Source organism: Pseudomonas sp. 5C2, assembly GCF_034314155.1.
GTDB lineage: Bacteria > Pseudomonadota > Gammaproteobacteria > Pseudomonadales > Pseudomonadaceae > Aquipseudomonas.
Genome location: NZ_JAVIWH010000002.1, coordinates 985,047 through 1,011,546, shown reverse-complemented (window position 1 = coordinate 1,011,546; position 26,500 = coordinate 985,047). Strand labels below are relative to the sequence as shown.

At 56.1% G+C, this 26,500-nt stretch carries 26 protein-coding genes and 1 pseudogene; 10 read left to right on the top strand and 17 right to left on the bottom strand.

Going from position 1 to position 26,500, the window contains the following annotated elements; all coding sequences use genetic code 11:
* The first annotated feature begins 96 nt into the window (after positions 1-96).
* Positions 97-1,248 carry a M14-type cytosolic carboxypeptidase gene (locus RGU44_RS05355; protein WP_322217754.1) on the top strand — a complete coding sequence of 384 codons (1,152 nt, stop codon included), beginning with the start codon at positions 97-99 and terminating at the stop codon, positions 1,246-1,248.
* A 36-nt stretch (positions 1,249-1,284) separates the two neighbouring features.
* Here the strand turns inward: RGU44_RS05355 and RGU44_RS05350 are convergent, their stop codons facing one another.
* Both RGU44_RS05350 and RGU44_RS05345 read right to left on the bottom strand, forming a co-directional pair.
* Positions 1,285-3,177, bottom strand: coding sequence for a propionyl-CoA synthetase (locus tag RGU44_RS05350; protein WP_322215997.1), 1,893 nt, complete (start codon positions 3,175-3,177; stop codon positions 1,285-1,287).
* A 105-nt stretch (positions 3,178-3,282) separates the two neighbouring features.
* Positions 3,283-4,497: an MFS transporter gene (locus RGU44_RS05345; RefSeq protein ID WP_322215994.1), complete on the bottom strand. Its 1,215-nt coding sequence runs from the start codon at positions 4,495-4,497 to the stop codon at positions 3,283-3,285.
* Between the two features lie 105 nt (positions 4,498-4,602).
* On the opposite strand from RGU44_RS05345, the gene RGU44_RS05340 reads away from it, so the two are divergent.
* Together RGU44_RS05340 and RGU44_RS05335 are read left to right on the top strand one after the other, a co-directional pair.
* Complete coding sequence (locus RGU44_RS05340) at positions 4,603-5,160, top strand: TetR/AcrR family transcriptional regulator (RefSeq protein WP_322179425.1); 558 nt, start codon at positions 4,603-4,605, stop codon at positions 5,158-5,160.
* Positions 5,161-5,162: 2 nt separating this feature from the next.
* A complete protein-coding gene (locus tag RGU44_RS05335) occupies positions 5,163-6,473 on the top strand; it encodes a leucine-rich repeat-containing protein kinase family protein (protein ID WP_322179426.1) in 1,311 nt (436 codons plus the stop codon).
* Positions 6,474-6,500: 27 nt separating this feature from the next.
* Here RGU44_RS05335 and RGU44_RS05330 read toward each other — a convergent pair whose 3' ends face one another.
* The 4 genes and pseudogenes from RGU44_RS05330 to RGU44_RS05310 form a co-directional block, all read right to left on the bottom strand.
* Positions 6,501-7,421, bottom strand: coding sequence for a LysR family transcriptional regulator (locus RGU44_RS05330; RefSeq protein WP_322179427.1), 921 nt, complete (start codon positions 7,419-7,421; stop codon positions 6,501-6,503).
* A gap of 114 nt (positions 7,422-7,535) precedes the next feature.
* Positions 7,536-8,853 (bottom strand): annotated as a pseudogene (locus RGU44_RS05320) (OprD family porin).
* A gap of 635 nt (positions 8,854-9,488) precedes the next feature.
* Positions 9,489-10,529 carry an Ldh family oxidoreductase gene (locus tag RGU44_RS05315; RefSeq protein WP_322179429.1) on the bottom strand — a complete coding sequence of 347 codons (1,041 nt, stop codon included), beginning with the start codon at positions 10,527-10,529 and terminating at the stop codon, positions 9,489-9,491.
* A gap of 104 nt (positions 10,530-10,633) precedes the next feature.
* Positions 10,634-10,822, bottom strand: a complete 189-nt coding sequence (locus RGU44_RS05310) for a hypothetical protein (RefSeq protein WP_322215985.1) — start codon at positions 10,820-10,822, stop codon at positions 10,634-10,636.
* Positions 10,823-11,110: 288 nt separating this feature from the next.
* Here RGU44_RS05310 and RGU44_RS05305 point away from each other — a divergent pair, with 288 nt between their 5' ends.
* Together RGU44_RS05305 and RGU44_RS05300 are read left to right on the top strand one after the other, a co-directional pair.
* Positions 11,111-12,919 (top strand): monovalent cation:proton antiporter-2 (CPA2) family protein, encoded by a 1,809-nt coding sequence (locus RGU44_RS05305; protein WP_322179430.1) that lies wholly within the window; start codon positions 11,111-11,113, stop codon positions 12,917-12,919.
* A gap of 311 nt (positions 12,920-13,230) precedes the next feature.
* Positions 13,231-13,437 carry a hypothetical protein gene (locus RGU44_RS05300; protein WP_322179431.1) on the top strand — a complete coding sequence of 69 codons (207 nt, stop codon included), beginning with the start codon at positions 13,231-13,233 and terminating at the stop codon, positions 13,435-13,437.
* Positions 13,438-13,579: 142 nt separating this feature from the next.
* Here RGU44_RS05300 and glp read toward each other — a convergent pair whose 3' ends face one another.
* Together glp and moaB are read right to left on the bottom strand one after the other, a co-directional pair.
* Complete coding sequence (gene glp / locus RGU44_RS05295) at positions 13,580-14,794, bottom strand: gephyrin-like molybdotransferase Glp (RefSeq protein ID WP_322215982.1); 1,215 nt, start codon at positions 14,792-14,794, stop codon at positions 13,580-13,582.
* 6 nt (positions 14,795-14,800) lie between these two features.
* A complete protein-coding gene (gene moaB, locus RGU44_RS05290) occupies positions 14,801-15,340 on the bottom strand; it encodes a molybdenum cofactor biosynthesis protein B (RefSeq protein ID WP_322179433.1) in 540 nt (179 codons plus the stop codon).
* A 175-nt stretch (positions 15,341-15,515) separates the two neighbouring features.
* Between moaB and RGU44_RS05285 the strand changes: the two genes are divergently transcribed.
* Positions 15,516-15,740, top strand: a complete 225-nt coding sequence (locus RGU44_RS05285) for a YgdI/YgdR family lipoprotein (protein WP_322179434.1) — start codon at positions 15,516-15,518, stop codon at positions 15,738-15,740.
* A gap of 92 nt (positions 15,741-15,832) precedes the next feature.
* Here the strand turns inward: RGU44_RS05285 and RGU44_RS05280 are convergent, their stop codons facing one another.
* Complete coding sequence (locus RGU44_RS05280; RefSeq protein ID WP_322179435.1) at positions 15,833-16,723, bottom strand: pseudouridine synthase; 891 nt, start codon at positions 16,721-16,723, stop codon at positions 15,833-15,835.
* A 417-nt stretch (positions 16,724-17,140) separates the two neighbouring features.
* Between RGU44_RS05280 and RGU44_RS05275 the strand changes: the two genes are divergently transcribed.
* The 3 genes from RGU44_RS05275 to RGU44_RS05265 all read left to right on the top strand — a co-directional run bounded on the left by RGU44_RS05275 (position 17,141) and on the right by RGU44_RS05265 (position 19,189).
* Positions 17,141-17,773 carry a c-type cytochrome gene (locus RGU44_RS05275; protein ID WP_322215979.1) on the top strand — a complete coding sequence of 211 codons (633 nt, stop codon included), beginning with the start codon at positions 17,141-17,143 and terminating at the stop codon, positions 17,771-17,773.
* 10 nt (positions 17,774-17,783) lie between these two features.
* Complete coding sequence (locus RGU44_RS05270) at positions 17,784-18,701, top strand: c-type cytochrome (RefSeq protein ID WP_322215976.1); 918 nt, start codon at positions 17,784-17,786, stop codon at positions 18,699-18,701.
* A 167-nt stretch (positions 18,702-18,868) separates the two neighbouring features.
* Positions 18,869-19,189 carry a hypothetical protein gene (locus tag RGU44_RS05265; protein ID WP_322179438.1) on the top strand — a complete coding sequence of 107 codons (321 nt, stop codon included), beginning with the start codon at positions 18,869-18,871 and terminating at the stop codon, positions 19,187-19,189.
* A gap of 231 nt (positions 19,190-19,420) precedes the next feature.
* On the opposite strand, the gene RGU44_RS05260 is transcribed toward RGU44_RS05265, so the two are convergent.
* The 8 genes from RGU44_RS05260 to RGU44_RS05230 form a co-directional block, all read right to left on the bottom strand.
* Positions 19,421-19,801 (bottom strand): rhodanese-like domain-containing protein, encoded by a 381-nt coding sequence (locus RGU44_RS05260; protein ID WP_322182706.1) that lies wholly within the window; start codon positions 19,799-19,801, stop codon positions 19,421-19,423.
* Between the two features lie 211 nt (positions 19,802-20,012).
* Complete coding sequence (locus RGU44_RS05255) at positions 20,013-20,453, bottom strand: group II truncated hemoglobin (protein WP_322215973.1); 441 nt, start codon at positions 20,451-20,453, stop codon at positions 20,013-20,015.
* An 11-nt stretch (positions 20,454-20,464) separates the two neighbouring features.
* Positions 20,465-20,752 (bottom strand): cyd operon YbgE family protein, encoded by a 288-nt coding sequence (locus RGU44_RS05250; RefSeq protein ID WP_322179440.1) that lies wholly within the window; start codon positions 20,750-20,752, stop codon positions 20,465-20,467.
* Positions 20,749-20,871: a cytochrome bd-I oxidase subunit CydX gene (gene cydX, locus RGU44_RS05245; RefSeq protein ID WP_322179441.1), complete on the bottom strand. Its 123-nt coding sequence runs from the start codon at positions 20,869-20,871 to the stop codon at positions 20,749-20,751. The genes RGU44_RS05250 and cydX overlap by 4 nt, the downstream gene beginning before the upstream one ends.
* A 22-nt stretch (positions 20,872-20,893) precedes the next feature.
* Entirely contained in the window at positions 20,894-22,030 is a 1,137-nt protein-coding gene (gene cydB / locus RGU44_RS05240) for a cytochrome d ubiquinol oxidase subunit II (protein WP_322215970.1), read from the bottom strand.
* Positions 22,023-23,594, bottom strand: coding sequence for a cytochrome ubiquinol oxidase subunit I (locus RGU44_RS05235; protein WP_322179443.1), 1,572 nt, complete (start codon positions 23,592-23,594; stop codon positions 22,023-22,025). The genes cydB and RGU44_RS05235 overlap by 8 nt, the downstream gene beginning before the upstream one ends.
* Positions 23,591-23,767, bottom strand: coding sequence for a cytochrome oxidase putative small subunit CydP (gene cydP / locus RGU44_RS24920; protein WP_322165175.1), 177 nt, complete (start codon positions 23,765-23,767; stop codon positions 23,591-23,593). Before cydP ends, RGU44_RS05235 begins: the two co-directional genes overlap by 4 nt.
* A 166-nt stretch (positions 23,768-23,933) precedes the next feature.
* Positions 23,934-25,253: a sigma-54 interaction domain-containing protein gene (locus RGU44_RS05230; RefSeq protein ID WP_322215967.1), complete on the bottom strand. Its 1,320-nt coding sequence runs from the start codon at positions 25,251-25,253 to the stop codon at positions 23,934-23,936.
* A gap of 238 nt (positions 25,254-25,491) precedes the next feature.
* On the opposite strand from RGU44_RS05230, the gene RGU44_RS05225 reads away from it, so the two are divergent.
* A complete protein-coding gene (locus RGU44_RS05225; RefSeq protein ID WP_322215964.1) occupies positions 25,492-26,370 on the top strand; it encodes an MBL fold metallo-hydrolase in 879 nt (292 codons plus the stop codon).
* Positions 26,371-26,500: the final 130 nt, after the last annotated feature.

Sequence of the window (26,500 nt, the reverse complement as noted above, 5' to 3'; positions counted from 1 at the left end):
AATCACGGTTTTGACCCGGCTTTTTGCCGGGTCTTTTTTTTGTTTCTTTCCGATGGGTGTACAGTACCGGCACGAATTGGTACCGCCGTACAGGAAATAACCGTGACTCAGACCCCTCTCAAAATCAGCGCTGATTTCGACAGCGGCAATATTGAAGTACTCGACGCCAGCAACCCTTCTAACGTAAGACTGGCGATCCGTCCCGACACGAACAGCCCCCATCTTCAGTGGTTTCACTTCAAGGTCGAACACTTGGACGTGGGCCAAAAACACGCCTTCAGCCTGACCAACGCCAGCCAGTCCAGCTACAACCGCGCCTGGAACGGTTACCAGGCCGTGGCCTCTTACGATCATGAACACTGGTTTCGTGTACCGACAACATTCGACGGCACGGCCCTGAATTTCAGCCTTGCGCCAACCGAGTCGCAGGTGTATTTCGCCTACTTTGAACCCTATAGCCGCGCACGTCATGACTGGCTGATAGAACAGGCTATCAACAAAGCCGGCACCGAGCTGATTGCCATCGGCAAAAGCGTCGAAGGTCGCGACATCCAACTGTTGCGCAAAGGCGACGGTGCTGTCGGCAAGCGCAAGGTCTGGATCATCGCCCAGCAACACCCGGGCGAACACATGGCCGAATGGTTCATGGAAGGCCTGATCGAACGCTTGCAGGAAAAACACGACCCGGTCATGGCGCAACTGCTGGCTGCCGCCGATCTGTACCTGGTGCCGCACATGAACCCTGACGGCTCATTCCACGGTCATCTGCGCACCAACGCCAAGGGTAAAGACCTGAATCGGGCTTGGCAGGATTCCAGCCGGGAACTGAGCCCGGAAGTGTTTTTCGTCCAGCAGCAGATGGAGAAATACGGCGTAGATCTATTCCTCGATATCCACGGCGATGAAGAAATCCCCTACGTGTTTGCCGCCGCGTGTGAAGGCAATCCCGGCTACACCCCGCACCAGCAGCAACTGGAAGAGCACTTCCGCCGCCGCTTGAGCGAAATCACCCAGGATTTCCAGACCCGCTACGGTTACCCGCGCAGCAACCCCGGCCAAGCCAACATGAACCTGGCCTGCAACAGCGTCGGCGAGCGTTTCCAATGCCTGGCATTGACCCTGGAAATGCCGTTCAAGGACAACGATGACGCGCCTGACGTCGTCACCGGCTGGTCCGGCAAACGCTCGAAACAACTGGCCAAGGATGTCCTGACCACCGTGTCGGAAATGGTCTCGGTCCTGCGCTGAGTCAACGGCCCCTTCAGGCAAATCCGCTCTTGGGGTTTATGTTGCTTTCAACGCAGCAGCAATCTCCCCGAGAATCGCTGGATCATCAATCGTCGACGGCGGAGTGAAGTCCTCGCCGTCGGCGATTTTTCGTAGAACACCGCGCAGTATTTTGCCGGAGCGGGTTTTGGGCAGGCGCTTGACCACGACCACACGCTGCAAGCACGCCAGCGCACCGATTCTCTCGCGCACCAACGCCACCATTTCGCTACGCAACTGCTCGGCACTTTCGCTGACGCCGTCCTTGAGCACGATCATGCCCAGCGGCACCTGCCCCTTGATCTCGTCATGCACGCCGATCACCGCACACTCGGCCACGGCGGGATGTTGGCTGACCAGGTCTTCCATCTCCCCGGTGGACAGCCTATGACCCGCGACGTTAATCACATCATCCGTGCGGCCCATGATGTACACGAAACCATTTTCGTCCACATACCCCCCATCACCCGTGTGGTAATAGCCGGGAAAGGTCTGCAGATAAGCTTCCAGGTAACGTGTATGGTCATTCCAAAGCGTCTGGCTGCACCCAGGCGGCAATGGCAAGGCGATGACGATAGAACCTTGCTGACCAGGCGCGAGCAACCGGCCCTCCTCATCCACCACCTTCACGTTGTAACCCGGTACTGCACGGTTGCTTGAACCGGGGGCCGGGCTGTGGCCTTCAAGACCTACGCACGGTGCAGTCACCGGCCAACCGGTTTCGGTCTGCCACCAATGATCGAGTACCGGCTTGCCAGTCAGTTGTTCCAGCCAGTGATGCGTGCTGGAGTCGAGTTTTTCCCCCGCCAGAAACAACTGTCGCAGCGAACTCAGGTCGCGGTTCTTGATCAACTCGCCGTCAGGATCTTCCTTGCGAATCGCGCGCATGGCAGTGGGAGCACAGAACAACGCGTTGACCTTATATTCTTCGATCACCCGCCAATACGCGCCGGCATCTGGCGTACGGATCGGCTTGCCCTCATACAGGATAGTGGTGCAACCGCACATCAGCGGTCCGTAGACAATCAGGGTGTGGCCTACCACCCAGCCAACATCGGAGATGCCCCACCAGACATCGCCCGGCTGCATCCCGTAGATATGGCTCATGGTGAAGGTCAGCGCGACTGCGTTGCCGCCGTTTTCGCGAACGATACCTTTGGGCCGGCCGGTGGTGCCCGAGGTGTACATGATGTATAGCGGGTCGGTGCTGGCGACGGGCACCGGATCGACCGGTTGCACACCGACCAAGGCTGCGTTCCAGTCCAGGTCGCGGCCCTTCTGCAACTGCGCCTGAACCTGTGGGCGTTGCAGCACCAGAACATGGCTCGGCTGATGGCGAGCCAGTTCCAGGGCTTTGTCCACCAAGGGTTTGTATTCAATAACCCGGTCGAACTCCAACCCGCACGAAGCCGTCAGCAGCAGCTTGGGTTTGGAATCGTCGATGCGCAGTGCCAGTTCATGGGCTGCAAAACCGCCGAACACCACGGAGTGGATTGCGCCGAGTCGGGCGCAGGCCAGCATCGCCATGGCCGCCTGCGGGACCATCGGCATATAGATGATTACGCCGTCGCCCTTCTCCACGCCCAATTGGCGGAGCAAACCCGCCAACCGCGCCACTTCGTCACGCAGTTCGTTGTAGCTGTAGCGCACCTTGCTGTGGCTGACGGGCGAGTCGTAGATCAGTGCCGTCTGCTCGCCACGGCCCTGCTCGATCTGATAATCGAGTGCCAGATAGCTGCTATTGAGCTGACCGTCGGCGAACCAGCGATGCGTGCCGTCAGCCAGGGTTTGCAGAGTCTGTCGAGGTGCCTGATACCACGCCACGTTGCGCGCCTGTAGCGCCCAGAAGGCCTCTGGATCGGCGATGGAATGGTCGTAATGCTGCTGATAATGCTTCTGTTGCTGGCTCATCGGTGTCCCTGTGCTTGTTCTTATTGAGGGCTTGGCGAGAAAGACTTACACCCATGAACGTAGCAGATGCACAGAGAAAAACAGCTACGACTTTTGTCGGCCGCTTTAGCCCTGAGCCATCGCACGGGCATTGGCCGAACGCTGGGTCAGCACACCCAGTAGAGCCAGCAATGCCAAGGCGATGACCACCAGGCCATAGACGTTGGTGGTCGCGATCAGCCCGAAGCTGTGTGCCGAGAGCCCGGCAACCAATGCAGGCACACAAAATGCCAGGTAACTGAGCACATAAAATGTCGACATCAGCCCGGCGCGTTCATGGGCGTGAGCCAGTGGCAATAATAAGCGCATGGCCCCAAGGAACCCTGCGCCGAACCCGCACCCGGCAACCACCGTCCCTACGAAAAACAGCCATAGCCAACCGCTGTTGACGGCCGCCAGAATCACCGCGACGCCTACGCCCATAAAGCTGGCACCCACGAACAAGGCCAGGCGGGGTGTACGTTTGCGCAGGTTCAGAATCGCCACCGCGCCACTTAGGGTTAATGCCGCCACGGCCAGCCCGCCATTGAGAACCGACGTCGAGCCGGTTGCTGCGGTTAATAATGATGGGCTCAGCGACAGATAGAATCCGCCCAACGCCCAAGCCGCTATATCCACTGGCAGCACCAGCCACAGCGTGCGTCTCGCCTGAGGTGGTACGTGCAACGAAAGCTTTAGCGACGCCCAGACACCCGGTTGTGGGCTGACCGTTTCCGGCAGACGCCACAGGTACAGAGCCTGCAACACAAAAGCGATCAATAGCACGACAAACGCCATCAACAGCGGCAAGGGCGCGAACGTCACCAGAACACTGGTGCCCAGCGCGCCCGCGGCCATGCCCAGCATCGGTGCGACACTGTTGATCAACGGCCCCTGTGTCTGATCACAATCAAGCAAGGCAGCGCCCAATGCGCTGGCAGCCATGCCCGTGGCGAAACCTTGCAGCACCCGTGCAATGATTAGCCAGGTCACATCGGTGGCGGCGATAAACAATACCATCGACAAAATCTCAAGCACCAGCGCGGCAAAAATGACCGGGCGTCTGCCCAAGTAGTCGGACAATGAGCCGACCAACAACAAGGCCCCCAGTAAACTCAGGGCATACACTGCAAAAATCAGGGTCAGTATCGCCGACGAGAAGCCCCAGCTTTGCTGATACAGGTGATAAAGAGGGGTGGGCGCGCTGGACGCAGCAAAAAAGCACAACACCGTGACGGCAAGAAACCCCAGTGCTCCACGACTACGAACGGTCGGGTCCGGGTTCTGCAAAGGATGAGACATGAGTACACTCTCCGATAAAGCAAACCGTTAAAGCAATAATTTAGCTTTTTCGAGTGTGCAACGCGATCCCGCTTAAAGCAAATTCTTTGTGTTAAGGTCTGCCGCATGGCTATTAAAGAAGGTATTCGCACGGGAGGCCGCAGCGCCCGTGTTCAAGAATCGATCCACGCGGCTATCCGTGACCTGTTGCTCGAGCACGATCGTGCAGCCCTCAGCGTCCCACTGATTGCTGCCCGTGCTGGTGTCACGCCCTCAACCATTTACCGACGCTGGGGTGACCTGACCACGCTGCTTGCAGACGCAGCGGTGGAACGTTTGCGTCCGGACATCCCGGTCAATTGCGGCAACCTGCGCGAAGACCTGCAAACGTGGACCGAGCAATACCTGGACGAAATGAGTTCAGCCCCGGGGCGGGAACTGATGCGTGACGTCGTGGCCAGTAGCGCGGCAACCTGCTCTGGAAAATGCTCTGCCATCGTTCGTGACCAATTACAAATCATCATCGGGCGCGCGCTCGCCCGAGGTGAGACTGCTCCACCGGCCGAAGAATTGATGGACGCCATCGTTGCGCCAATGGTGTATCGCATCCTCTACGCGGAAGCACCACCGAGCCTGGAACGCATGCATCGATTAATCGACATCTGCCTCGCGCGGCAGGATTAATGATGACGATCGACAATCAAACTCATACCCTTGAGCGTCTGCGCGCTGGCAAGCTTGCGGGCATCACACGGCTTGATCTGTCCTGCGGGCTGACCGAGTTTCCTGCGGAAATTTTCGACCTCGCGGACTCGCTGGAGGTGCTCAATCTGACCGGCAATGCGTTGAGCCGCCTGCCGGAAGATCTGCACCGTCTGAAACACCTGCGCGTGTTGTTCTGCTCGGAAAACAGGTTCACCGAGCTGCCAGCCAGTATAGGTCAGTGCCTGCAGTTGCAAATCGTCGGGTTCAAGGCCAATCAGATCCGCTACGTTCCTGCTCAGGCACTGCCGCCCTTGTTGCGCTGGCTAATCCTGACGGACAACTGCATCGAGGCCCTGCCCGACGCACTTGGCGCCTGCAGTGCCTTGCAAAAATTGATGCTGGCGGGTAATCGCTTGCAGAAGTTGCCTGAGAGTCTGGCGACCTGCACGCAACTTGAACTGGTGCGTATTGCGGCCAACCGCCTGACTGAATTGCCCGACTGGTTGTTGAAACTGCCCACGCTTGCCTGGCTGGCCTACGCCGGAAACCCGCTGACCGTAAGTCCCGCTGAAACGCCCATCCGCCAGATCCCGTGGGAGCATCTGCAGGTACAACAGCAACTGGGCGAAGGCGCTTCCGGGGTGATCCAACAAGCCCTGTGGCAACGTCAGGAGAACCAATCCACGCCTGTGGCGATCAAGCTCTACAAGGGCAGCATCACCAGTGACGGCTCCCCGCTCAACGAAATGTCTGCCTGCATTGCTGCGGGGGCTCACCCACAGCTGATCGAAGTCCAGGGGCAGATCGCTGAACACCCACAGGCACAGGTTGGTCTGGTGATGCAATTGATCGCCCCCAGCTTCAGCAACCTCGCTGGCCCGCCCAGCCTGGACTCCTGCACCCGAGACATCTATGCCTCAGGCACCCGGTTTTCGCTGGACGTCGCCCTGCGCCTGGCCTGCGGCATCGCCTCGGTTGCCGAGCATCTGCATGCAGGCGGTATCTGCCATGGCGACCTGTACGGGCACAATATCTTGTGGGACGAGGACGGCGATTGCCTGCTCGGCGATTTTGGCGCAGCGTCGTTTTATCCGACAGCCAACACCGCTCAAGCACAGGCACTGGAACGCGTTGAAGTCAGGGCTTTCGGGATCCTGCTGGGTGAATTGCTGACGCGTTGCGATCCAGCACCTGCCGAGTGGCTACTTAACCTGAAAAGCCGATGCACGCATCCCGACGTACTGGCAAGGCCGTCGTTTGCACAGGTTCATGGCGAGTTACGGCGCCTGTGACACGATGCAGTGCATTCACCCCTGGAGCTACTGGTCATACCCATGCCGGGCGAGCCCCCGCGCCGCCTCGGCAAAACACTCGCTCACCCAATCGACGAACACCCTAACTCGCGGGGACATGTGGCGGTTGTGCGGATACAGGACCGACACGGGCATCGGTGGCGGCGGGCATTGAGGCAACACTTCACGCAACACATCTTCGGACAGTTGCTGAGCAACCCGATAGCGCGGCACCTGAATGATGCCAATGCCGGCAACCGCCGACGCGGCGTAGATTTCAGCGCCAAACACCGCGACGCGACCCTCGAGCAGGACCTCCTGGCATTGCCCATCCACCATAAACTCGAAGGGGTAAGGTTTGCCGGTGGTTCTGGAGACATAGTTCACGCCCGTGTGAGTCGCAAGGTCCCTCACCTGTTTCGGCACCCCGTATTTGCGCAGGTACGCCGGGCTTGCACAGGTCACCTGCTCCAGCATCGCGATACGACGGCCGACCAACGATGAATCGCTGAGGTTGCCGGCCCGCACCACGCAATCCACGCCCTCCTGAACCAGGTCCACCAATCGATCAGCTTCGCTCAGGGTCAGTTGAATATCAGGATAACGCGCCATGAAGTCCGGCAAGGCTGGCACCACGAAGTACCTGGCCAACGTGCCGTGCAGGTTGATCCGCAGCATGCCTTTGGGCGCGACGCTGCGGAACGCATGTTCGGCATCTTCCAGTTCCGCCAGTAAATGGATGCATCGCGCGTAGTAGGCCTCACCGTCAAGGGTAGGTTTGACCCTGCGCGTGCTGCGCTCCAGCAAGCGCGTGCCGAGCCAGGCTTCCAGTTGGTTGAGGCTGTGAGTCAGCGTCGCACGCGGCAGGGTCAAGTCTTCAGCAGCCAACGTGAAGCTGCTGCGCTCATAGATACGCACGAAAATTTTCATCGCCTTGACCTGATCCATCACGGCCCTCGTCAATTGTTGGCGTTTTTTGAACAGTCCTGCGAATTTAGCATGAGCCCGCCTTGTCCTGTCGAAGTGGCTGGGCAAGGCGGCGTCGAAGCCGAAGACAATGCCTTATATAAGAGGAATGCTGTAGCTGACGATAAAGCGGTTTTCGTCTTTGTCGGCCACATCGTTGCCTCGAAGCACCGCACTGCGCCACGTAAAACCCAGCCCCTTGAGGCTACCTTGAGGGATCACATAGTCGATACGGAAGTCATGCTCCCATTCGCTATTCTGCTTGTTGAGCGCTTGAATATGCTGACCATTCCAGTAGGTATAACTTGTCTTTAAACCCGGTAAGCCGAGGGTTGAAAAGTCGTAGGCATACGCGGCCATTGTCGTGTCTTCGCCTGCATTGACGAAGCGCAGAACCTGCGAATTGGTGATCAAGTAAGGAGAGCGACCCTGGTCCTGGTTAATGAGGGAAGTCACTACGCCCGCTCGTTTGCTGATAGCCAACACTGATGGAGTGGCCTTGCAGGCTATACGTGAACAGGCTGCTCCATAGACGGTTATCTACTTCGCCCTTGCCAATACCTTGACCATAATAGCCCGCACTGACATAACCTTGATCACGGCCCGAAGCGCTGGCATTTTCACCGCCTGAGGTGCTATAGAAATAACGCAAGTCTGTTTTCAGCTGACCGACGGGCAGTTGCCACTGGTGAACCAACCCAAGAAAGTGCTGCTGATAAAAATCTTTCAAGCCGCCATAGTAGTATTGCAGTTGCAATTGCGGAGTGGCTTGATAATCAACCCCACCGTAATAGAACTGATTACTGAATTTCCCGGTGTCCGGGTTGTTTGCGCCCGCAATCGACATCCCCTGGGTATTTGAGGAGTTACGATCAGCCACCTGTTTTATATCACCCACGATAAAGTTTAAATGCTCAAACTCTTTTGATTCTACTTGCCACCCCTCAAAGGTTTCCGGCAATAAGCGCCCGTCGTTGTACGTCAAAACAGGCAGTTTCGGGAGCAACGTGCCGACCTTTAGCTGAGTCTGGGAAACACGAAACTTAGCGGTGGCCCCCAGCCGGCCATAATCATTAACCGCTTCTCCGTTGCTGTCCAAAGGAAATACACTTCCCGGGGTGTGATCCTCTTCCTTCTTACCCACGCGCCCTGCGGCGTCTAACCGCAGGCCATACAAGCCCAGCACATCCAAACCAACCCCTATCGGTCCCTGAGTGAAACCTGACTGGTAATTAAGAATGAAGCCCTGGCCCCACTCACGGTCAGAAGGTGCCTTTGCATTACGCGTGTCTTGGTTGAAGTAAAAGTTACGCAGGTCAAGTGAGGCTTTGCTGTCCTCAATGAAACCAGCGGCATGCGCTTGCTGTGCGACACCAAGGACCATGACCAGCGTGAGGTAAGTTTTATTGCGCATCGTTGTCTCCGATCGGCAGTGCTAATTCAGGGCTAACGGCCGTCCTAGAGCGGTTGCGGCGTTGAGTGGCGGCAATTTAAAGGATTTTATTTATTCTTTATAAGAATGAATTATTATTTTTTTATCTGCTTTTGGAATATATAAATCCCTAAATCGTTAACCTTTCCATGAGGATGTCTGCACGAACTCATTCCTCGCGGACGCTTGGCAGCGCCACACCATGGTTCCTGACAACAAGGGTAATCGTCACGCCCATTGGGGCTGCGCCCCTTTATAACCGGGGTTTCGAGGGGTCAGATCGGGGATTGAACAACGCTGATCGCTACGCGTTAACGGGGCGTATTTGTCGTGAAGTGGCCCGCTAGATACTGGCTCTAAATGAGGGCATTACAGACTTTAGAAAAAAAGAGTTGCTCTTCATATCTACGTGTCAAGACTACAAAAGTTACAGCCATTCAAGATGACACCAACGGTCGCTGATACCTCTTCCTCTGCGGTAACCATCATCCTGCAGGCCTGCAACTAGAGCCGGACTTTATTCGGTGCCCATTACAGACTCGCCTGATAATGGACTCGCGCGGTGTATCTGACGCGAGCCTCTACAAGCAAGCCTGCCGCAGGTTTAGGGTTTAACCCTACACGCCAGCCAACTCTCGCAATCGCGCCAGTTCAGCCACGGGAATATCGATGCCATGGGCCAGCGCCTTGGCGCGCTGCAGGTAGCGGCGGTCACCGGGCATGCGCTCCTGACCGACGTCATGCATCCGCCGGACCAGTTCCTCACTGCGCTCGGCAAAGTTCTGCCCGGAACCCTTGTTCGGATCAATGACGATAAACAACTGACCCGTCCAGGGGGTCTGTGCACCGGGATGCTTTGACCAGTCGAACTCGAACGAAAAATTACCGCCAGTGAGCCCCGCGGCGAGCAATTCGACCATCATCGACAAGGCTGAGCCCTTATAGCCACCAAAGGGCAGCAACGCACCACCATCAAGGATCGCCTTGGGATCCTCGGTCGGCAGCCCGGCGCGGTCCACACCCATGCCCGGCGGCAACATCGCGCCCTTGCGAGCAGCGATCTGCACGTCACCGTTGGCAATAGCACTGGTGGCCAGATCGAACACAATCGGGTCACCACCCGCCCTGGGTGCGGCAAATGCAATTGGATTGGTGCCGAACAGCGGTCGCTGTGCACCATGGGGCACCACGCACGTCATGCTGTTGACCACGCTCAACGCCACCAGCCCCTCACGAGCGAACGGCTCGACATCGGGCCACAGCGCCGCGAAATGGTGCGAGCTGCGAATCGCCAGAATGGCAATCCCCGCGCTCTTGGCTTTCTCTACCAGCAACGGTCTGGCAGCCGCCAATGCAGGTTGAGCGAAGCCGTTAGCCGCATCGACCCGAATAAATGCCGCGCCAACATCCTCGACTTTTGGCACCGCTTTGCCGTCGACCCAGCCGCTGGCCAGGGACGAAAGGTAACCGGGAATTCTGAAAATGCCGTGACTATGGGAACCGTCACGCTCAGCGCTGGCGCAGTTTTCAGCCAACACACTTGCCACTTCCGGCGAGGTGCCGTTGCGCAGGAAGACCTGACGCAGCAACTCGACCAACTCAGGAAAAGATATATTTTGCGTCTCGACGTGGGCTGCGGTATCGCTGGATGCAGACATTTTAAGCTCCGGTATATTTTTTTTGAGGGAGGTAATGACGTTCTTCATTGATCCCGCACGCTTGCTCAAGCAGGGATTGAGCCAACCTTAGCGTCACCTTGTCATTAAGGCTTGACCTTGCGCCGCATGAACCCGTTGATGATCACCACCAACACCGCGACCGAAACGGCAATGTACTGAAAGGTCTTCTCGGTGATCACGCCAATGTTCTGCAAGTGTGACAAGCCCAACATGATCCCCAGCACCACCAGGGCGATCAGAATCGAATACGTCAAACGCTGTTTGTTAGTCATTACGGCTTCCTGAATACCTGTAGAAATCATTTGCTCTGCGCAACTCCGGGCCCATGGTACCGCTGATGACTCGCAGACGGCAGCCTGGCATACAAATCCCCGGTACTGGCCGCCGGGTTGCCCGATAGAGGCTTCGACACTGATCCTGTGACCCTGATCAGAACAAAATGAACGCCAATGAGATAAACATCACATGTTTTAATGCCGCCCTATTCAAGACGGTTGCCGCCAAGCTTCCGCTCTCGCGCTTTAGCAGTGATCGAACAGCGATACATCAAGGAGTTCACTATGCCCAACGAAGGCAATCTACTGCAGGCCGCAGTCGTATTTCTGCTGGCCGCAGTATTGACCGTACCCTTGGCCAAGCGCCTGCAACTAGGCGCAGTGCTCGGGTATCTGTTTGCCGGGGTGATCATCGGCCCTTCAGTGCTGGGCCTGATCGGCAACCCGCAAAGTGTCAGCCATATTTCCGAATTGGGCGTGGTGCTGCTGTTGTTCATCATCGGCCTCGAGTTGTCGCCGCGACGTTTGTGGGTGATGCGCAAGGCCGTGTTTGGCGTTGGGCTTGCCCAAGTACTGCTCACTGGGGTGGCTATCGGCAGCGTCGCCCTGCTCGCCTTCGATCAGTCGTTTAACAGTGCGGTTGTGTTAGGGCTGGGTTTAGCACTGTCGTCCACCGCCTTCGGCCTGCAGAGTCTGGCCGAGCGCAAGGAACTTAACAGTCCACACGGACGGCTGGCCTTCGCCGTATTGTTGTTCCAGGACATCGCCGCGATCCCATTGATTGCCATGGTGCCGTTTCTAGCGGGGGTGGATCACAACGCCAGCACCTCAGACCACCTGACTCATGGTCTGCGGGTGGTGGGCAGCATCGCTATTGTGGTGATCGGCGGGCGCTATCTGCTGCGCCCGGTATTTCGGATCGTAGCCAAGACCGGTCTACAGGAAGTCTCGACCGCGACTGCATTGTTGGTCGTGATCGGCACAGCCTGGCTGATGGACCTGGCGGGACTATCGATGGCCATGGGGGCGTTTCTGGCAGGCCTGCTATTGGCTGACTCCGAATATCGCCACGAACTGGAATCACAAATCGAGCCCTTCAAAGGATTGCTGCTCGGGCTGTTTTTTATCAGCGTCGGCATGGGTACCAATATTGGCCTGCTGGCCAGCGCACCGCTGACCGTGCTGGGGCTGACAGTGCTGCTGATTCTAATCAAACTGCCCTTGCTGTTTGGCATCGGCCGTCTGGTCGGCGGCCTGGACCAGCACAGCGCCTTGCGCTTGGGCGTCGTGCTGGCAGCGGGTGGTGAATTTGCCTTCGTGGTGTTCAAGATCGGCCGCGACCAAGGGCTGTTCGAAGCGCGGCTGTACGACATTCTGGTGCTGACCATCACCCTGTCCATGGCCATGACGCCGCTGCTGTTACTCCTGATTTCGCGACTGCTCAAACCCAAAGTCACGCCGCAGATCGTGCCGGACGAGTACCGCGATATCGCCAGCGATTCGCCCAGGGTGGTCATCGCGGGTATGGGCCGGATGGGTCAAATCGTTGCGCGGATTCTGCGGGCACAAAAAATCTCCTTCGTGGCATTGGATAACGCTGTGGAGTCCATTGAGTTTTCCCGCAGCTCTGGCCATCTGCCGGTGTTCTACGGCAACCCGCTACGCCCGGAAATTTTGCGTGCGGCCAAGGTTGATCAGGCAGAGTTTTTCATCATCGCCACTGATGACCCGGACACCAACATCAAGACTGCCGAGTTGGTGCGCAAGCTTTATCCGCACATAAAAATCATCGCCCGGGCACGCAACCGTCAACATGTGCACCGGCTGATGGACGTAGGTGCTCAGGCGGTACGCGAAACGTTCTACTCCAGCCTGGAGATGAGCAGGCGTACATTGGTGGGGCTGGGCCTGAGCCAGGCTCAGGCCGATGCCCGGGTCAGTCGCTTCAAGCGTCACGATGAACAAGTGCTGAATGCCCAACATTTGGTGTATGACGATGACGCCAAAGTCCTGCAAACCGCCCGAGAAGCGAGAACGGAACTGGAGCAATTGTTTGAAGCCGACCGTCTGGAGGAAGAGTCCGCCAAAGACTGACAATATTCAGGCGCTCAACTCAGCTAATCAAACCTGGAACACACCCCATCGAACAAGCCTGAAGGAGCCTTCTCTTCGGACTTGCTCGATTGTTAGACAAACCCATCTATATTCAGGATAGTTTCAGCGGCCATATATAAACTTCCTACATAAAATTTAAAACTGTAGAAATACCCTACACGATTTTCCGCAACATTCACCCCGCCAAGCTATTTACCCCGACACCCGAAACTGTAAAAATTCGTTTGCAGCATTGCGCCTGGCAACTAACAAATACCACCTCCACTGAATAACTATAAGAGCTGATCTATATGAACCCGAACACTGCGACTGCTATCGACCTGTCGCTACCTGTCGCTGCCCCCCACACAACCAAGGCTTTTGGCCTGGAAAACCTCATGGCCCTGCGGGACGCGCTGATTGTTCTGAAAGGACCATTGGGCAATATTCCAGCCTTGCGCACCCGCATTCAGGACAGCGTATTTAATCACGCGGCGCAAGACCGCCTATTACGATAACGAACGCCTGAATCAACGCCGTCCAAATAACGGCCCCGGCTCGATCACCGGGCGGCCATAAGCCACGGCGACCAAAACGATTGGATCGACGTTGAGATGTAAGCGCCAGGTTTATAACCGCAGCACCACATGAGTCAGGTCGTTAGCCCAGCACCTCACTTAAAGGAATGAAGTTCAGCCAGTCACCTTCGGCGACCGTGGTCCCTTCGCGCACTTCAATCAGGCCTTCGGCCCACGCTGCGCTGCGCAGGACGCCCGAGCTCTGGTTGCTGTAGAGCACGGCGCGGCCTTGTTCGAATCGCCCGCGCAGATATTCGCGGCGGTCCCCGGCCTTGTTCCAGGTGAAACCGGCAGGCACCGGAAACTGCAGCGGCGCGACATCGGCGACACCCTGACGGCGCAACAGATAGGGCCGGGCGAGTAATGCGAAGGTCACCAGAGTCGAGGCTGGATTGCCCGGTAAACCAATCACCGGCACACCACGAAAATGGCCAAACGTCAGCGGCTTCCCAGGCTTGATGGCCAGCTTCCACAATGACAACTCGCCGTCCTCGCGCAGGGCATGTCCGAGAAAATCTGCCTCGCCCACCGATACACCACCGGTGGAAAGAATTAAATCGACGTGCCCCAGAGCGCCCAACGCGTTACGGGTTTTTTCCAGATCGTCTGGCAAAATCCCGGCGTCGTACACCTCGCAGCCCAACCGCTGTAACCAACTGCACAGCAACACCCGATTGCTGTTGTAAATCTGCCCAGGGCCCAGCGGTTGGCCCGGCTCGATCAACTCATCGCCGGTGGACAACACAGCAACACGCACGCGCCGCACGACATTAAGCCCGGCCAGGCCCAACGATGCTGTCAGGCCCAGTTCAATGGGCCCCATACGCGTACCGACGGCCAATACTTGCTCGCCAATCGTTGTTTCCTGGCCCTGGGGACGAATGTTTTGCCCGACTCTCATCGGCTCAATGAAGCGCACCCGCTGATCGACGAGTACCTCGGCGTTTTCCTGCATTTCTACGCAATCGGCGCCCGCCGGCACGGGCGCGCCGGTGAAGATCCGGGCACAGGTTCCAGGCGTCAATGGTTCGGGGGCTTGCCCGGCAAATATGCGCTGACTGACCTCCATTGGCTCACCCTTCCAGTCCGCCAGACACAAGGCGTAACCGTCCATGGCGCTATTGGGCCAAGGCGGCAGATCCAGGGTTGCAATCAACTCCTCGGCCAGAACCCGACCTTGCGCATCGGCCAGTACGACCCGCTCACGCTCAAGGATCGGCGTCGCCTCGGCCATCTCCAACAAGCGCGCCAGCGCCACTTCTACAGGCATCAACGATCGCGCTTCAGTGCGGCTCATATCAGTTTATCCGCGGGTTTCGCAGGGCTCGGCCTGCTTGAGGTGGGCGACGAAGTTACACGGACGGTGACGTGAATCCAGCTGTTCGGCAAGAATACCGTCCCAACCGGTACGACAGGCATTGGTCGAACCCGGCAGGCAGCAGACCAATGTGCCGTTGGCCATACCCGCCAGCGCGCGGGACTGCACGGTAGAGGTACCAATATCCGCCACGGAAATCTGCCGGAACAGCTCACCAAACCCATCGACCTGCTTGTCCAGCAAGCAGATCACCGCTTCAGGTGTACTGTCGCGACCGGTAAAACCTGTGCCGCCAGTGATCAGTACAACCTGCACGTCATCGTCGGCAATCCAGGTGGCAACCTGAGCACGGATTTTGTACAGATCGTCCTTGAGCAGCACGCGCTCGATCAGGCTATGACCTGCGGCGGTCAAGCGGTCAACGAAGACTTGCCCAGACGTATCGGTTTCAAAGGTACGGGTGTCGCTGACGGTCAATACGGCAATATTCAATGGCACGAAAGGTGTTTCAGCCTTCGCTTTCATAGGCTCGATCCAAAGAGAGGGGGAACAGCCTGTTGTTATATCACAGCCCCCTTTTCACTAACCCTTCGTTGATCTGAGTCAGCGATTGCGACAAGCCACTACTGTCCATGGAACTTGCGGATGATGTATACGTCTCAACCTCAATAATCAAAGCATTCCCTGACGGAGACACACCATGACTCAACGGACCTTACCCGCCGCCTTCCTGCTGGCTCTGAGCCTCGCAAGCCTCGCCGGCTGTGCTTCGCCCACAGTCATCACTCTCAACGACGGGCGCGAAATCCAGGCTGTTGATACGCCCAAGTATGATGAAGAATCGGGTTTCTACGAATTCAAACAGCTTGATGGCAAAGAAACTCGCGTCAACAAAGACCAGGTGAGTACGGTTAAGGATCTCTGATCCTTCACAACATCGCTTGCGATTTTGTTCAAAAGCCCGCCCTGCGCGGGTTTTTTGTATGCGGTGCACATTCATCCATCGCGAGAAACAACCTACCAGTCGAGCGCCAGTTGCGTCTCGAATTGCCTGTCTTCCCCGGACAACGGGTCAATGAAACGCAGACTCTGAGCTAACAGCTTCAGCGGCTGAGTATAGTCATCCACCGCATCTTTGAGCACGTCGGGATAAAACGGATCATTGCAGATCGCCGCGCCCAGAGCCGCCATGTGCACCCTTAACTGGTGTTTTTTGCCCGTCACGGGGTACAAGCCGTACCGCCAATATTCGCCATTGCGTTCACTGACTTCGATGCGCGTTTCTGTGTTGCTGATACCTGGCCCTTCCTGCATCCGAAAGAAGGGTTCGCCCGCGACCAGCCGGCTTTTATGCACACGAGGGAATTGCACTTCGGGCAACGCACGGGCAATGGCCTCATAGCGCTTGTCGATCTGACGCGTAGGAAACAGCGACTGATACGCCGAACGACTCTCCTTGTTTGCCGAGAACAACACCAAGCCTGCCGTGTGCCGGTCAATTCGGTGCAGTGGTACCAGGTCCGGATTATCCAGACGACGGATCAAGCGTCGGAGCAAGGTCTGCTCGACGTACTCACCGGCAGGAGTGACCGGTAAAAAATGCGGTTTGTCCGCCACCACCAGATGCTCGTCCGCATACAGGATCGTCTCTAGCACCGGTATCGGCGTTTCGTTCGGAACCTCGCGAAAGTAGTGGACACGCAAGCCTTCCCGGTAAGGCAACTCGACAGCTATGGCCACACCCTCCGCATCCAGAACCCGTCCCCTGGCTATTCGGTCCAGCCATTGCTCCCGGCTAATGGCGGAAAAATGCGCGCACAGACAATCGAGAACCGTTGCCCATGGCCCTGCTGGCAGGTACAGGGTGCTTGCTTGGCTCTGCGCGGGAGAAAAAACGGGCTCGGACATGGGTAGGCTCAAATCTCGGAACGCCTTGACTGGCTGGCTGCGCATTATCGCGCAAGGGCTGGGCAGAACCTAATGGCACCCGCTCATCCCGGCGCGTGGTGTAACAGCGGCTGCGCACTTCGCTGCCCATGCCCCCATTTAGGCGTGACGGACACCCTGGCTAACCGTAGGTGATGCATGCCTGCCACCGCGGTGAGGGGCCATCGAGAACGCCTAAACCGCGATGCTTTCTAGGCTCTCTGACTGTCTACGAACTCAAAAATGCGCACCGGCCCTTGGAATATTGGGTGAATGCCGGGGCTGCGAACAATTCGCTGTTGATACAGGGACCAAGGGATTATTTCTGCTCTACTCGCTACGATGGATGGGCACGGAAAAGAGGCACCTGATGAAAAGCCAATAATAATGAGGCTACTGATGGAAATTTCTCGATGGGCATTAGTTGGTCTGGGCAGCATGCTCGTTAGCCCAGGGTTTGCTGCGGACGCGCAAGAAATATTTACCCGAGGTGGCTCTCACCCTGGAGTCATCGCCTGTTCAGCCTGCCATGGCGCAGACGGCCTTGGGATGCCTGCGCCAGGTTTCCCAAGGCTAGCGGGCCTACCTGCTGAATATTTGGCAAAGCAGATTTCGGATTTCAGCTCTGGATCCAGGGCAAATGCCATCATGTATCCAATTGCCAAAGCATTGAGCCATGACGAATCAAAAGTCATCGCCGCCATGCTAGCCAAAATGCCAAGCCCGGAGGTTACACACGTAAATCGCGCGCACACAGCACAAGGATCTGGCGAGGTCCTTGCCTTGAGAGGCGCTTGGGACAGAAATATCCCTGAGTGCGTGGCTTGTCATGGTCCCAGTGGCGTCGGGGTAGGAGGCCTCGTCCCTCCGCTATCAGGCCAGTCAACGCAGTACCTGACCTCACAACTCAATGCCTGGCGACAGGGTACCCGAAACAATGATCCGAATGACCTCATGGGCCATATCGCTCGCTCATTGACCGATGACGAGGTTGAAGCAGTGTCAAAATATTTTGCTGAACTCAGTAAATAGAGGCCGGATCATGAAGTTAACAATTACAGCATTTATCAGCCTCAGCATAATGTCGTCAACTTACGCAGCAGAAACGGTGGTCTCGACTTCTGAGGCCAACATCCTCGACGGCACTCAAAAATCAGCACCGTCCTTTGTGCCCCCAGCCGAGGATACTCTGCCCGATAATGCTTACGGTCGCTTGGTGCTGCAAGGCCATGCGATATTTGTCGACACTAAAGCGAATGCGCCTGAGTTCGTCGGTAACGGATTGAACTGTACAAATTGCCATCTTGAGCAGGGTCGAAAAGCCAACTCGGCGCCCCTTTGGGCGGCTTACACGATGTACCCGGCTTATCGAAAAAAGAACGACAAGGTCAATACGTATGCTGAGCGTCTACAAGGGTGCTTTCAGTTCAGCATGAATGGTAAACCGCCTCCATCTGACAACGCGGTGATAGCAGCGTTGACGGCATACTCATATTGGCTGGCGACTGGAGCGCCCACCGGCAAAGAGCTACCGGGACGCTCCTATCCCGAGATTCCCCAGCCCGCTGGAGGTTTCGATTTAGCTAAGGGCAAAACAATTTATGTTGAGCAATGCGCCCTATGTCACGGCGATGAAGGCCAAGGACAGAAGGCTAGCTCGGACTACGTACTCCCGCCATTATGGGGCAAGGACTCGTTCAACTGGGGAGCTGGGATGCATCGAATCAATACTGCTGCCGGCTTCATCAAAGCGAATATGCCTCTGGGCAAGGGTGGAACACTTTCCACAGAGGAGGCTTGGCATGTTGCAGCTTATATGAATAGTCACGAGCGCCCCCAAGACCCAAGGTTCATCGACGGTTCGATCGAGCAAACGAGGGTGAAATTTCATGCCAATGATGGGGTTAATCTTTATGGCCAGAAAGTAGATGGCGTCTTGATAGGTCAGGGGACAAAGTAGTTTCCAACCCGATCGCCATTTAGATTTCGATGCTCACCCCTGCTTTGGGCGCATGGCCCCATACAGCTTTCTATTGAAAAATGTCATGCAGCACTCACTATATCCCGTTGACGCCTCTGAAAAGAGGCGTTATCCACCACATTAATCGACCTTGAAGGCCTTGAATAATGGATCTCAGCGAAATCGATAACCTTCATGTTGTGCTGCATGCTCCGACTCCCGATGCTTTGGCACGCGCCCGCAACAATGCAGTGAACCTATTGAAAGATGCTCCTCAGGCAAACGTCAGGATCATAGTCAATTCAAAGGCTGTTGCGGCGACCCTTGATGATCCAAATAGTGAAACGGACGCGATAACCTGGGTATGTCCAAACACGCTGAAAAATCTTGATCGTTGCGTGTCGGCGCCACTGAGAGTGTTGGCGCAAGGTGCCGTTTCTGAGCTTGTCAAAATGCAATCAGAAGGTTGGTTCTATATTCGGGCATAACGTTACTTACCGCTGCCGCTTTTTTAACGTCTACCAGTTAGTACTGGGCAGGTCCTGCTACCCAGCCAGTTCGATGGACCAATGTCTGGCAGCACCGCGATAAATACAGCGTTTTGTCGCCACGCCTACCCGCTGAGGGCATTGCGCCCTTCCCCATCAATGGACGATCCACCTTAGAGCCAGACGTGCTGCACACAGAATCTTACTGGATCGTCCATAGAACCCAAGGTGCTACTCGAAGATGGGTAAATGTGGACCCACGATCGGCTTTTCTGCACTAACCCAGGCGTCGAATCCACCTGTGATTGATTTGACATGCAGGTAGCCCATGTCATGCAGCGATGCGGCGGCGAGCGCTGCACGACCGCTCGTTTTGCAGTACAGCACAATCTTAAGGTCACGCGAACTGAGCTTGGAATCGTTGGTCAGTTTGAACTCCAGCATGCCGCGCGACGCGTGTATCGCGCCAGCGAGATGGCCGGCAGCATACTCGTCAGCTTCACGCACATCGATAAGTACATCCGCATCCTGGATAGCCTGATCAACGTCTTCGATGGCCACTTCTTCGATACGTGCTTTAGCGTCGGCTACCAGATCATGGGCAGTTTTAATCATGATGTTTTGGAAGACTCCAGTTGGGAGAAGTCAATGTTTTCTTGCTTAGCATAACCATATTGGATAACCCTCTACGCACGGGACTGCACGGGAGGGTTATTCAATCTGTTACAAGCAAGACGCCTAAAGAATTACAACGACTTGGTCGAGTGGTACCCATCCATTGTATCGAAACCTTCGGAGGCGCGGATTTCGGCACGCCGGATGTTCAGCCCGACACCGCAACACCTGTACTGCTCACATCGGTGTTAATCATGTGGTCGGCCATTTCTGAAAACATACGTTGCAGCTTCGCATTCAGGGCTGAGTCATCCACCTGCTCGTTGATCGCCTGGCGCATGCACAGCATCCATTCGTCGCGCTCGACAATACTGACCGCAAAGGGCGCGTGTCGCATACGCAAACGCGGGTGACCACGCTCCTGTTGAAATAGTGGCGGGCCGCCAAGCCAGCCACTCAGGAACTTAAATAGACTGTCCGCGCTGCCGGTGAGACTCGGCGGGTGCATCCCGCGCACTCTTCGTGCCTCGGATAGCACCTCCATCAGTTCGTAAAACCGGTCGACCAGTGCATGGATACCCGCCTCACCCCCTAACTGGAGATAAGCACTGGCATTGTTCTTGTGCTGGGCGCTCAATAGTTCAGTCATGTCATCAGCACTCAATGTAGGAACTTCATCCAACTGGCGAGCGCAAGCGCCGCAAGACAGGTCCAGCCTGAAAACAGCCAACGCCAGACGGGCATGCGCGGAACAAAACCCACACCTTTCACAAAGGCAACGCTCATGGCTGCGAACAGCGCGGTAGCGAGAGCATGGTCAGCTTTCCCATCGGGGGCTGCTATCAGTGGGGGATATAGCGTGCAAGCGAGCATGATCGCCACAGCGATAACCAAACTCAGCAAATGTATGCGTGAGGTCGGCGAGGCGTTAGCGACGCGGGCCATCATGACTCTGCCTCGTCACTGTCGATCATGGCTCGGCCAGCTTCGTTCTCGCCCCACATCGCATTCAATATAGCCAGCAACAATGCAAAGCCGACCCCCAGCATCCAGGCGAAATACCACATAATTTTTACTCCTTTGCTGGCACTAGTAGGCTGAATGGTCGTTGGCTTTGATATGCGCGATGGTCACCTTGCCCCGCATGACGCGGTACGCCCATGAGGTATAAAGAACAATCAGCGGCATGAAGATCAGCGCGGCCCAGAACATGATGGCAAGGCTAAGATGGCTTGAAACGCTGTCCCAAACTGTCAGGCTCGCAGCCGGCATTGACGACGACGGCATAATGAACGGAAACATCGATACACCCGCAGTGCCTATGACACTGACAACAGCAAGCGATGACGCCACAAATGCTGAGAGTGTACGGCGCGCCATCAGCAACATGGCCGCGCCCGCCGCGCCAGCCAATCCCATCGCAGGCAACAGCCACAGCAAAGGGTAACGGCTGTAATTTGCCATCCAGGCACCTGCTTCGCGCACTACAGACTTGCCGAGGATGTCGGGTAGTCCAGCGGTATCAATCACCGACGTAATGCGATAGCCATCAATCGATTGCAGCCAGATCCCGGCGATTACGAACGAGCACACCAACACGATTGCCGCCCCAACCGAGCCCGTGATGGCTCTGGACTGGATGACACCTTCAGTGCGGTGTGCCAGATAGCTTCCGCCCTGCAGAGTGATCATTGCGCTGCTGACGACGCCCGTCAGTAGTGCGAAGGGATTTAGCAACTGCCAGAAGCTGCCTGTGTAGGTTGACACCAGATAGTCATTGAACTGGAACGGTACGCCTTGCAGCAAGTTGCCGAACGCGATCCCGAACACCAGTGGAGGAACTGTCCCCCCCACAAAAAGTCCCCAATCCCAAGTGCTGCGCCAGGTTGGATTGTGGATCTTGCTGCGATAATCGAAGCCCACCGGGCGGAAGAACAACGCCCAGAGAACCAGGATCATCGCCCAGTAGAATCCGCTGAACGCCGTCGCATAGACCACAGGCCATGCTGCGAACAATGCGCCGCCAGCGGTGATGAACCAGACCTGATTCCCATCCCAATGAGGACCGACGGTGTTTATAACGACGCGCCGCTCCATATCATTGCGGCCAACGAAAGGCAGCAAGGTGCCGACCCCCATATCGTGGCCGTCCATGATTGCGAAACCGATTAGCAGTACGCCGACCAGCGCCCACCAGATAATTTTCAGGGTGAAATAATCAAGCATGGTGGCTTTCCTTCAAATTAGCGTCGTAGGCATAACGGCCAGTTCCGAGACTGCCTGGACCTTGACGTGCGAACTTGACCATCAAGAACATCTCAACCACCAACAGCGCGGTGTAGAAGACGATGAATCCTGCTAGCGAGCCGTACAGGTTGTTGACGCCGAGCGTGGATACGCTCATGTGAGTTGGCAGCACACCATAGATAGTCCAGGGCTGGCGGCCGTATTCGGCCACGAACCAGCCAAGTTCGCAGGAGATCCAAGGCGCAGGCAGCATGCAGAGAGCCAAACGCAATAACCAGCGGCGTCGTGTGCAAGTCGACTTCAATGTGCTCCAGAACGCCAGCCCAAAGAGCAGCAGCATCGCAAAGCCGAGACTTACCATGATCCGAAATGCCCAAAACATAGGTGTCACACGTGGCACGGTATCGTTGACGGCTTTATCTATGATGGCCGGTGTGGCCTGATTGACATCCTCGACATACTTTTTAAGCAGCAGGCCGAAACCGAGGTCTGCCTTATATTCTTCGAACACCTGTAGCGCAGCGGGATCACCGCGATGCTTGCGCAACGTTTCCAGCGCATTGACTGCGGTAATGCCGCGCAGGATACGGGCCCGGTTTTTCTCCTTGATCTCATGGATACCAGGAATTTGCTTGCTGACTGACCGGGTGCCGATCAGGCCCATCAGCCACGGCACTTCAACTTCCCAGTTATTCTTCGATTCGGCTTCGTTGATGCTGGCCACCAATGTCAGGCCGGCGGGTGCAGGTTTCGTTTCCCACATGGCCTCCATGGCTGCCATTTTGGTCTGCTGGGCCTCGCCCACCGTGTAGCCAGACTCGTCACCCAAGACGATGACACTCAGCACTGACGCCAAGCCAAAGGCTGCCGCAACCCGAAAGCTTCGCTTTGCAAACTCGACATCTCGATTCTTGAGCAAATACCAACTCGAAATCGACAGCACAAACATCGAACCGGTGACGTAACCGGCCGAGACGGTGTGCACAAACTTGGCCTGTGCTACTGGATTGAAAACCACAGCCCAGAAGTCGACCATTTCCATGCGCATGGTGAGATAGCTGAATTCAGAACCCACCGGATTTTGCATCCAGCCATTGGCAATCAGGATCCACAGCGCTGAAAGGTTGGTACCAATGGCCATCAGCAGCGTGACCAGAAAATGGTGCTCCTTTTTTAATCGGTCCCAACCGAAGAAGAACAGGCCAATCATTGTTGATTCGAGGAAGAACGCCATCATGCCCTCGATCGCCAGTGGGGCACCGAAGATGTCGCCGACGTAATGCGAGTAATACGCCCAGTTGGTACCGAACTGAAACTCGAGTGTGATACCCGTGGTCACGCCCAGGGCGAAGTTGATACCGAACAGCTTGCCCCAGAAACGCGTCATGTCTTTCCAGATGACATTACCCGTCATCACATAGACGCTTTCCATAATGACCAGCAGCCACACCATGCCAACGGTGAGAGGTACAAAGAGAAAGTGGTACAGCGCGGTGGCTGCAAACTGCAGCCGTGACAAATCCACCAGATGTTCTGAAATCACTTGCTTGCCCCTTGAGTCGAGGTGGGTACGCCGAACCTGTCGCCGATGGTGTTCGAGTCGACGCTAACGCGCGAATCTCGGATGAACAGCCACCAAAGCACTGTCAGCACCATCAACTTGATTAGCACTGCTATTAGCAGATGGCGCCGCAATCGTTTGTCGGAATTGGTCATGACTATGCAGTTAGCACACGTCATGCCAAGAGGGGAAATGTGATATTTATTGTTTAATAACAATCACTTAAATATTTAAGCACGAAGACGGCAGATGCCTTGACTGGTAAATATGCTGCCAATCTGCCATGGCGGCAGTGATTGGCAGTCATAGGCTGACATGTGGTCAGGCGAGTCCTTGTTCTTTCAGTCGTCTATACAAAGTACGTTCGCTAATGCCCATGTGCTTGGCCAGTTCGCTGCGGGTACCTTTGAACGTGGCCAGTACGTGTACCAGCGCGCCGCCCTCGAAAGGAGACTGGATAGAGACCTGAGGAGATATCGACGCTGGCGCTGCAGGCAAATGTACGCAGCGGATTACACCGTCGTCGGCGAACAGACTGGCTCTCTCCAGAACATTGCGTAACTCGCGGACATTGCCCGGCCAGGCAAACCGCTGCAATTGCGTCAAGGCATCGACCTCTATAGTCAGCCTGCGCTTGCCGGGGACTACCCGTTGCAGAATTGAATTGGCAAGCAAGCCAATGTCTTCGATCCGGTGGCGCAATGGCGGCAACTGAATCGGAAAAGCACTGATGCGGTAGTACAGGTCCTGCCGGAACTCACCCTTTTCCATCATTTTTTCGAGTGGCTTGTGGGTCGCCGCAATCAACCTGAAATTCGCGTGCAAGGTCTCGACGCTGCCGACACGGCGATAAGTGCCTGACTCGATCAGGCGCAGCAGTTTCACCTGCATCGCCAGCGGAACGTCGCCTATCTCATCGAGAAACAACGAGCCGCCCTGCGCCGTCTCGACTAAGCCCGGCTTGCGCGTGGTGGCACCAGTGAACGCTCCCTTTTCATGCCCGAACAGCTCACTCTCGAATAGCGTTTCGGTCAGCCCCGAGCAATCGACTACCACAAATGGCCCAGCGGCCCGCTCGCTGGTTTCATGTACCGCGCGGGCGAACAGTTCCTTACCTGTGCCGGACTCTCCCAGCAACAGTACCGGCAACATTGAGGGGGCCACCCGCTGCAACTCCGACAGGGCAAGGTTGAAGGCAGGCGATGAGCCGACCAGCCCCTCGTTACTGGGCCGCGCTGATGCGCTGCGAACCAGCTTGAGGCGTTCCACATAAGCGGTGATGACACCCTTTGCGTCTAGAATCGGGCGTAATTCGACTTCGACATGCTCAGGACCGCGCGGTGTGTGGTGGATATGCAAAACCCGGTCTGGAGCGCGCAGCTCCTGGGCTTTTTTCATCGGGCAATGCTCGCCAGCCTGATCACAAGGGACATCGTAATGGTGTGAAATCTGATAGCACTTGTGGCCGATAAAAGGCTTGTCGACACTGCCGAACTGACGCTGGTACGCGGTGTTGGCAGCCAGGATGTTGTATTCGGGATCGAGCACGATCATAGGGTCTGCTTCGTGCTCAAGAAACGAGACAAGTGATTGCACTTGGTCCCGGTGTGGGCCGTTTGGAGGGGGCAGGCTGCTGGTCATCATGGCTCCTGAGAATTCGCCCATACTGTTGTGGCACTGCCACCTATGTCAACAAACACTGCCAATGGCAGTTCCTTCTTGCTTTTGAATACGAAACCAGCCCATCAAAAAAAATATATAACCTAATAAAATCAATTAGATAAATTTATTTTAAGCAGTAATTTTAGTTGGCAGCTTTATTGCATCTGTCAGCCCTTGGTGCGAGCGACTCGAATAAGAGCCCCTAAGGAGACAGATCATGACCGCAAAACTTCAGGTTGAAGGATTCTTCGATCCTGCTACCAGCACCGTCAGCTATCTTGTGCTGGATCTAACCACCCGCCACTGCGCCTTGGTAGACAGCGTGCTTGATTACGATCCTAAATCAGGCCACACCGCCACGATGTCTGCCGACAAGTTAATTGCGAGAGTGGCCGAACTCAATGCGAAGGTCGACTGGATCCTCGAGACCCATGTTCATGCGGACCACCTGACGGCAGCGCCGTACCTGAAGGAAAAACTCGGCGGCAAGATAGGTATCGGCAGCCAGATAGCGACTGTGCAGGAGGTCTTCGGAGCTTTGTTCAACACAGGTAGCGACATGGCCCGTGACGGTAGTCAGTTCGATCACCTGTTCACGAATGACGAGTCGTTCGCCATTGGCACGCTGCAATGCCGAACACTGCATACGCCAGGCCACACGCCGGCTTGCATGACGTATGTGGTCAGCGATGGTGAGGAAACGGCAGCATTCGTCGGCGATACCCTGTTCATGCCCGACTACGGTACCGCACGTTGTGACTTCCCCGGCGGTGATGCGCGCACGCTATTTCAGTCAATTAACAAGGTGCTGAGTCTGCCGGCCAATACCTTGCTGTACATGTGTCACGACTATCAACCTGGTGGTCGTGAAGTGCAATTCATCAGCACCGTTGCTGACCAGCGCGCGCACAACGTTCATGTCCGTAACGGCATCAGTGAGGAGGCGTTTGTAGCGATGCGCACCAAGCGTGATGCATCAATGGAAATGCCGACGCTAATCCTGCCATCGGTTCAGGTAAACATGCGGGCTGGACATTTTCCTGAGCCCGAAGCAAACGGCACACGCTATCTGAAAATACCGCTCAATGTCGCCTGACGTCGCCCGCAAAAATACCCATAACAACAATATTTTTAACGGAGACACCTATGTACATTCGCCACCTCGTACAAGGACTGTCGGTATCGGAGCAGATTGTGCCCCATCAGTTGGCAGAACTGAAAGCAAG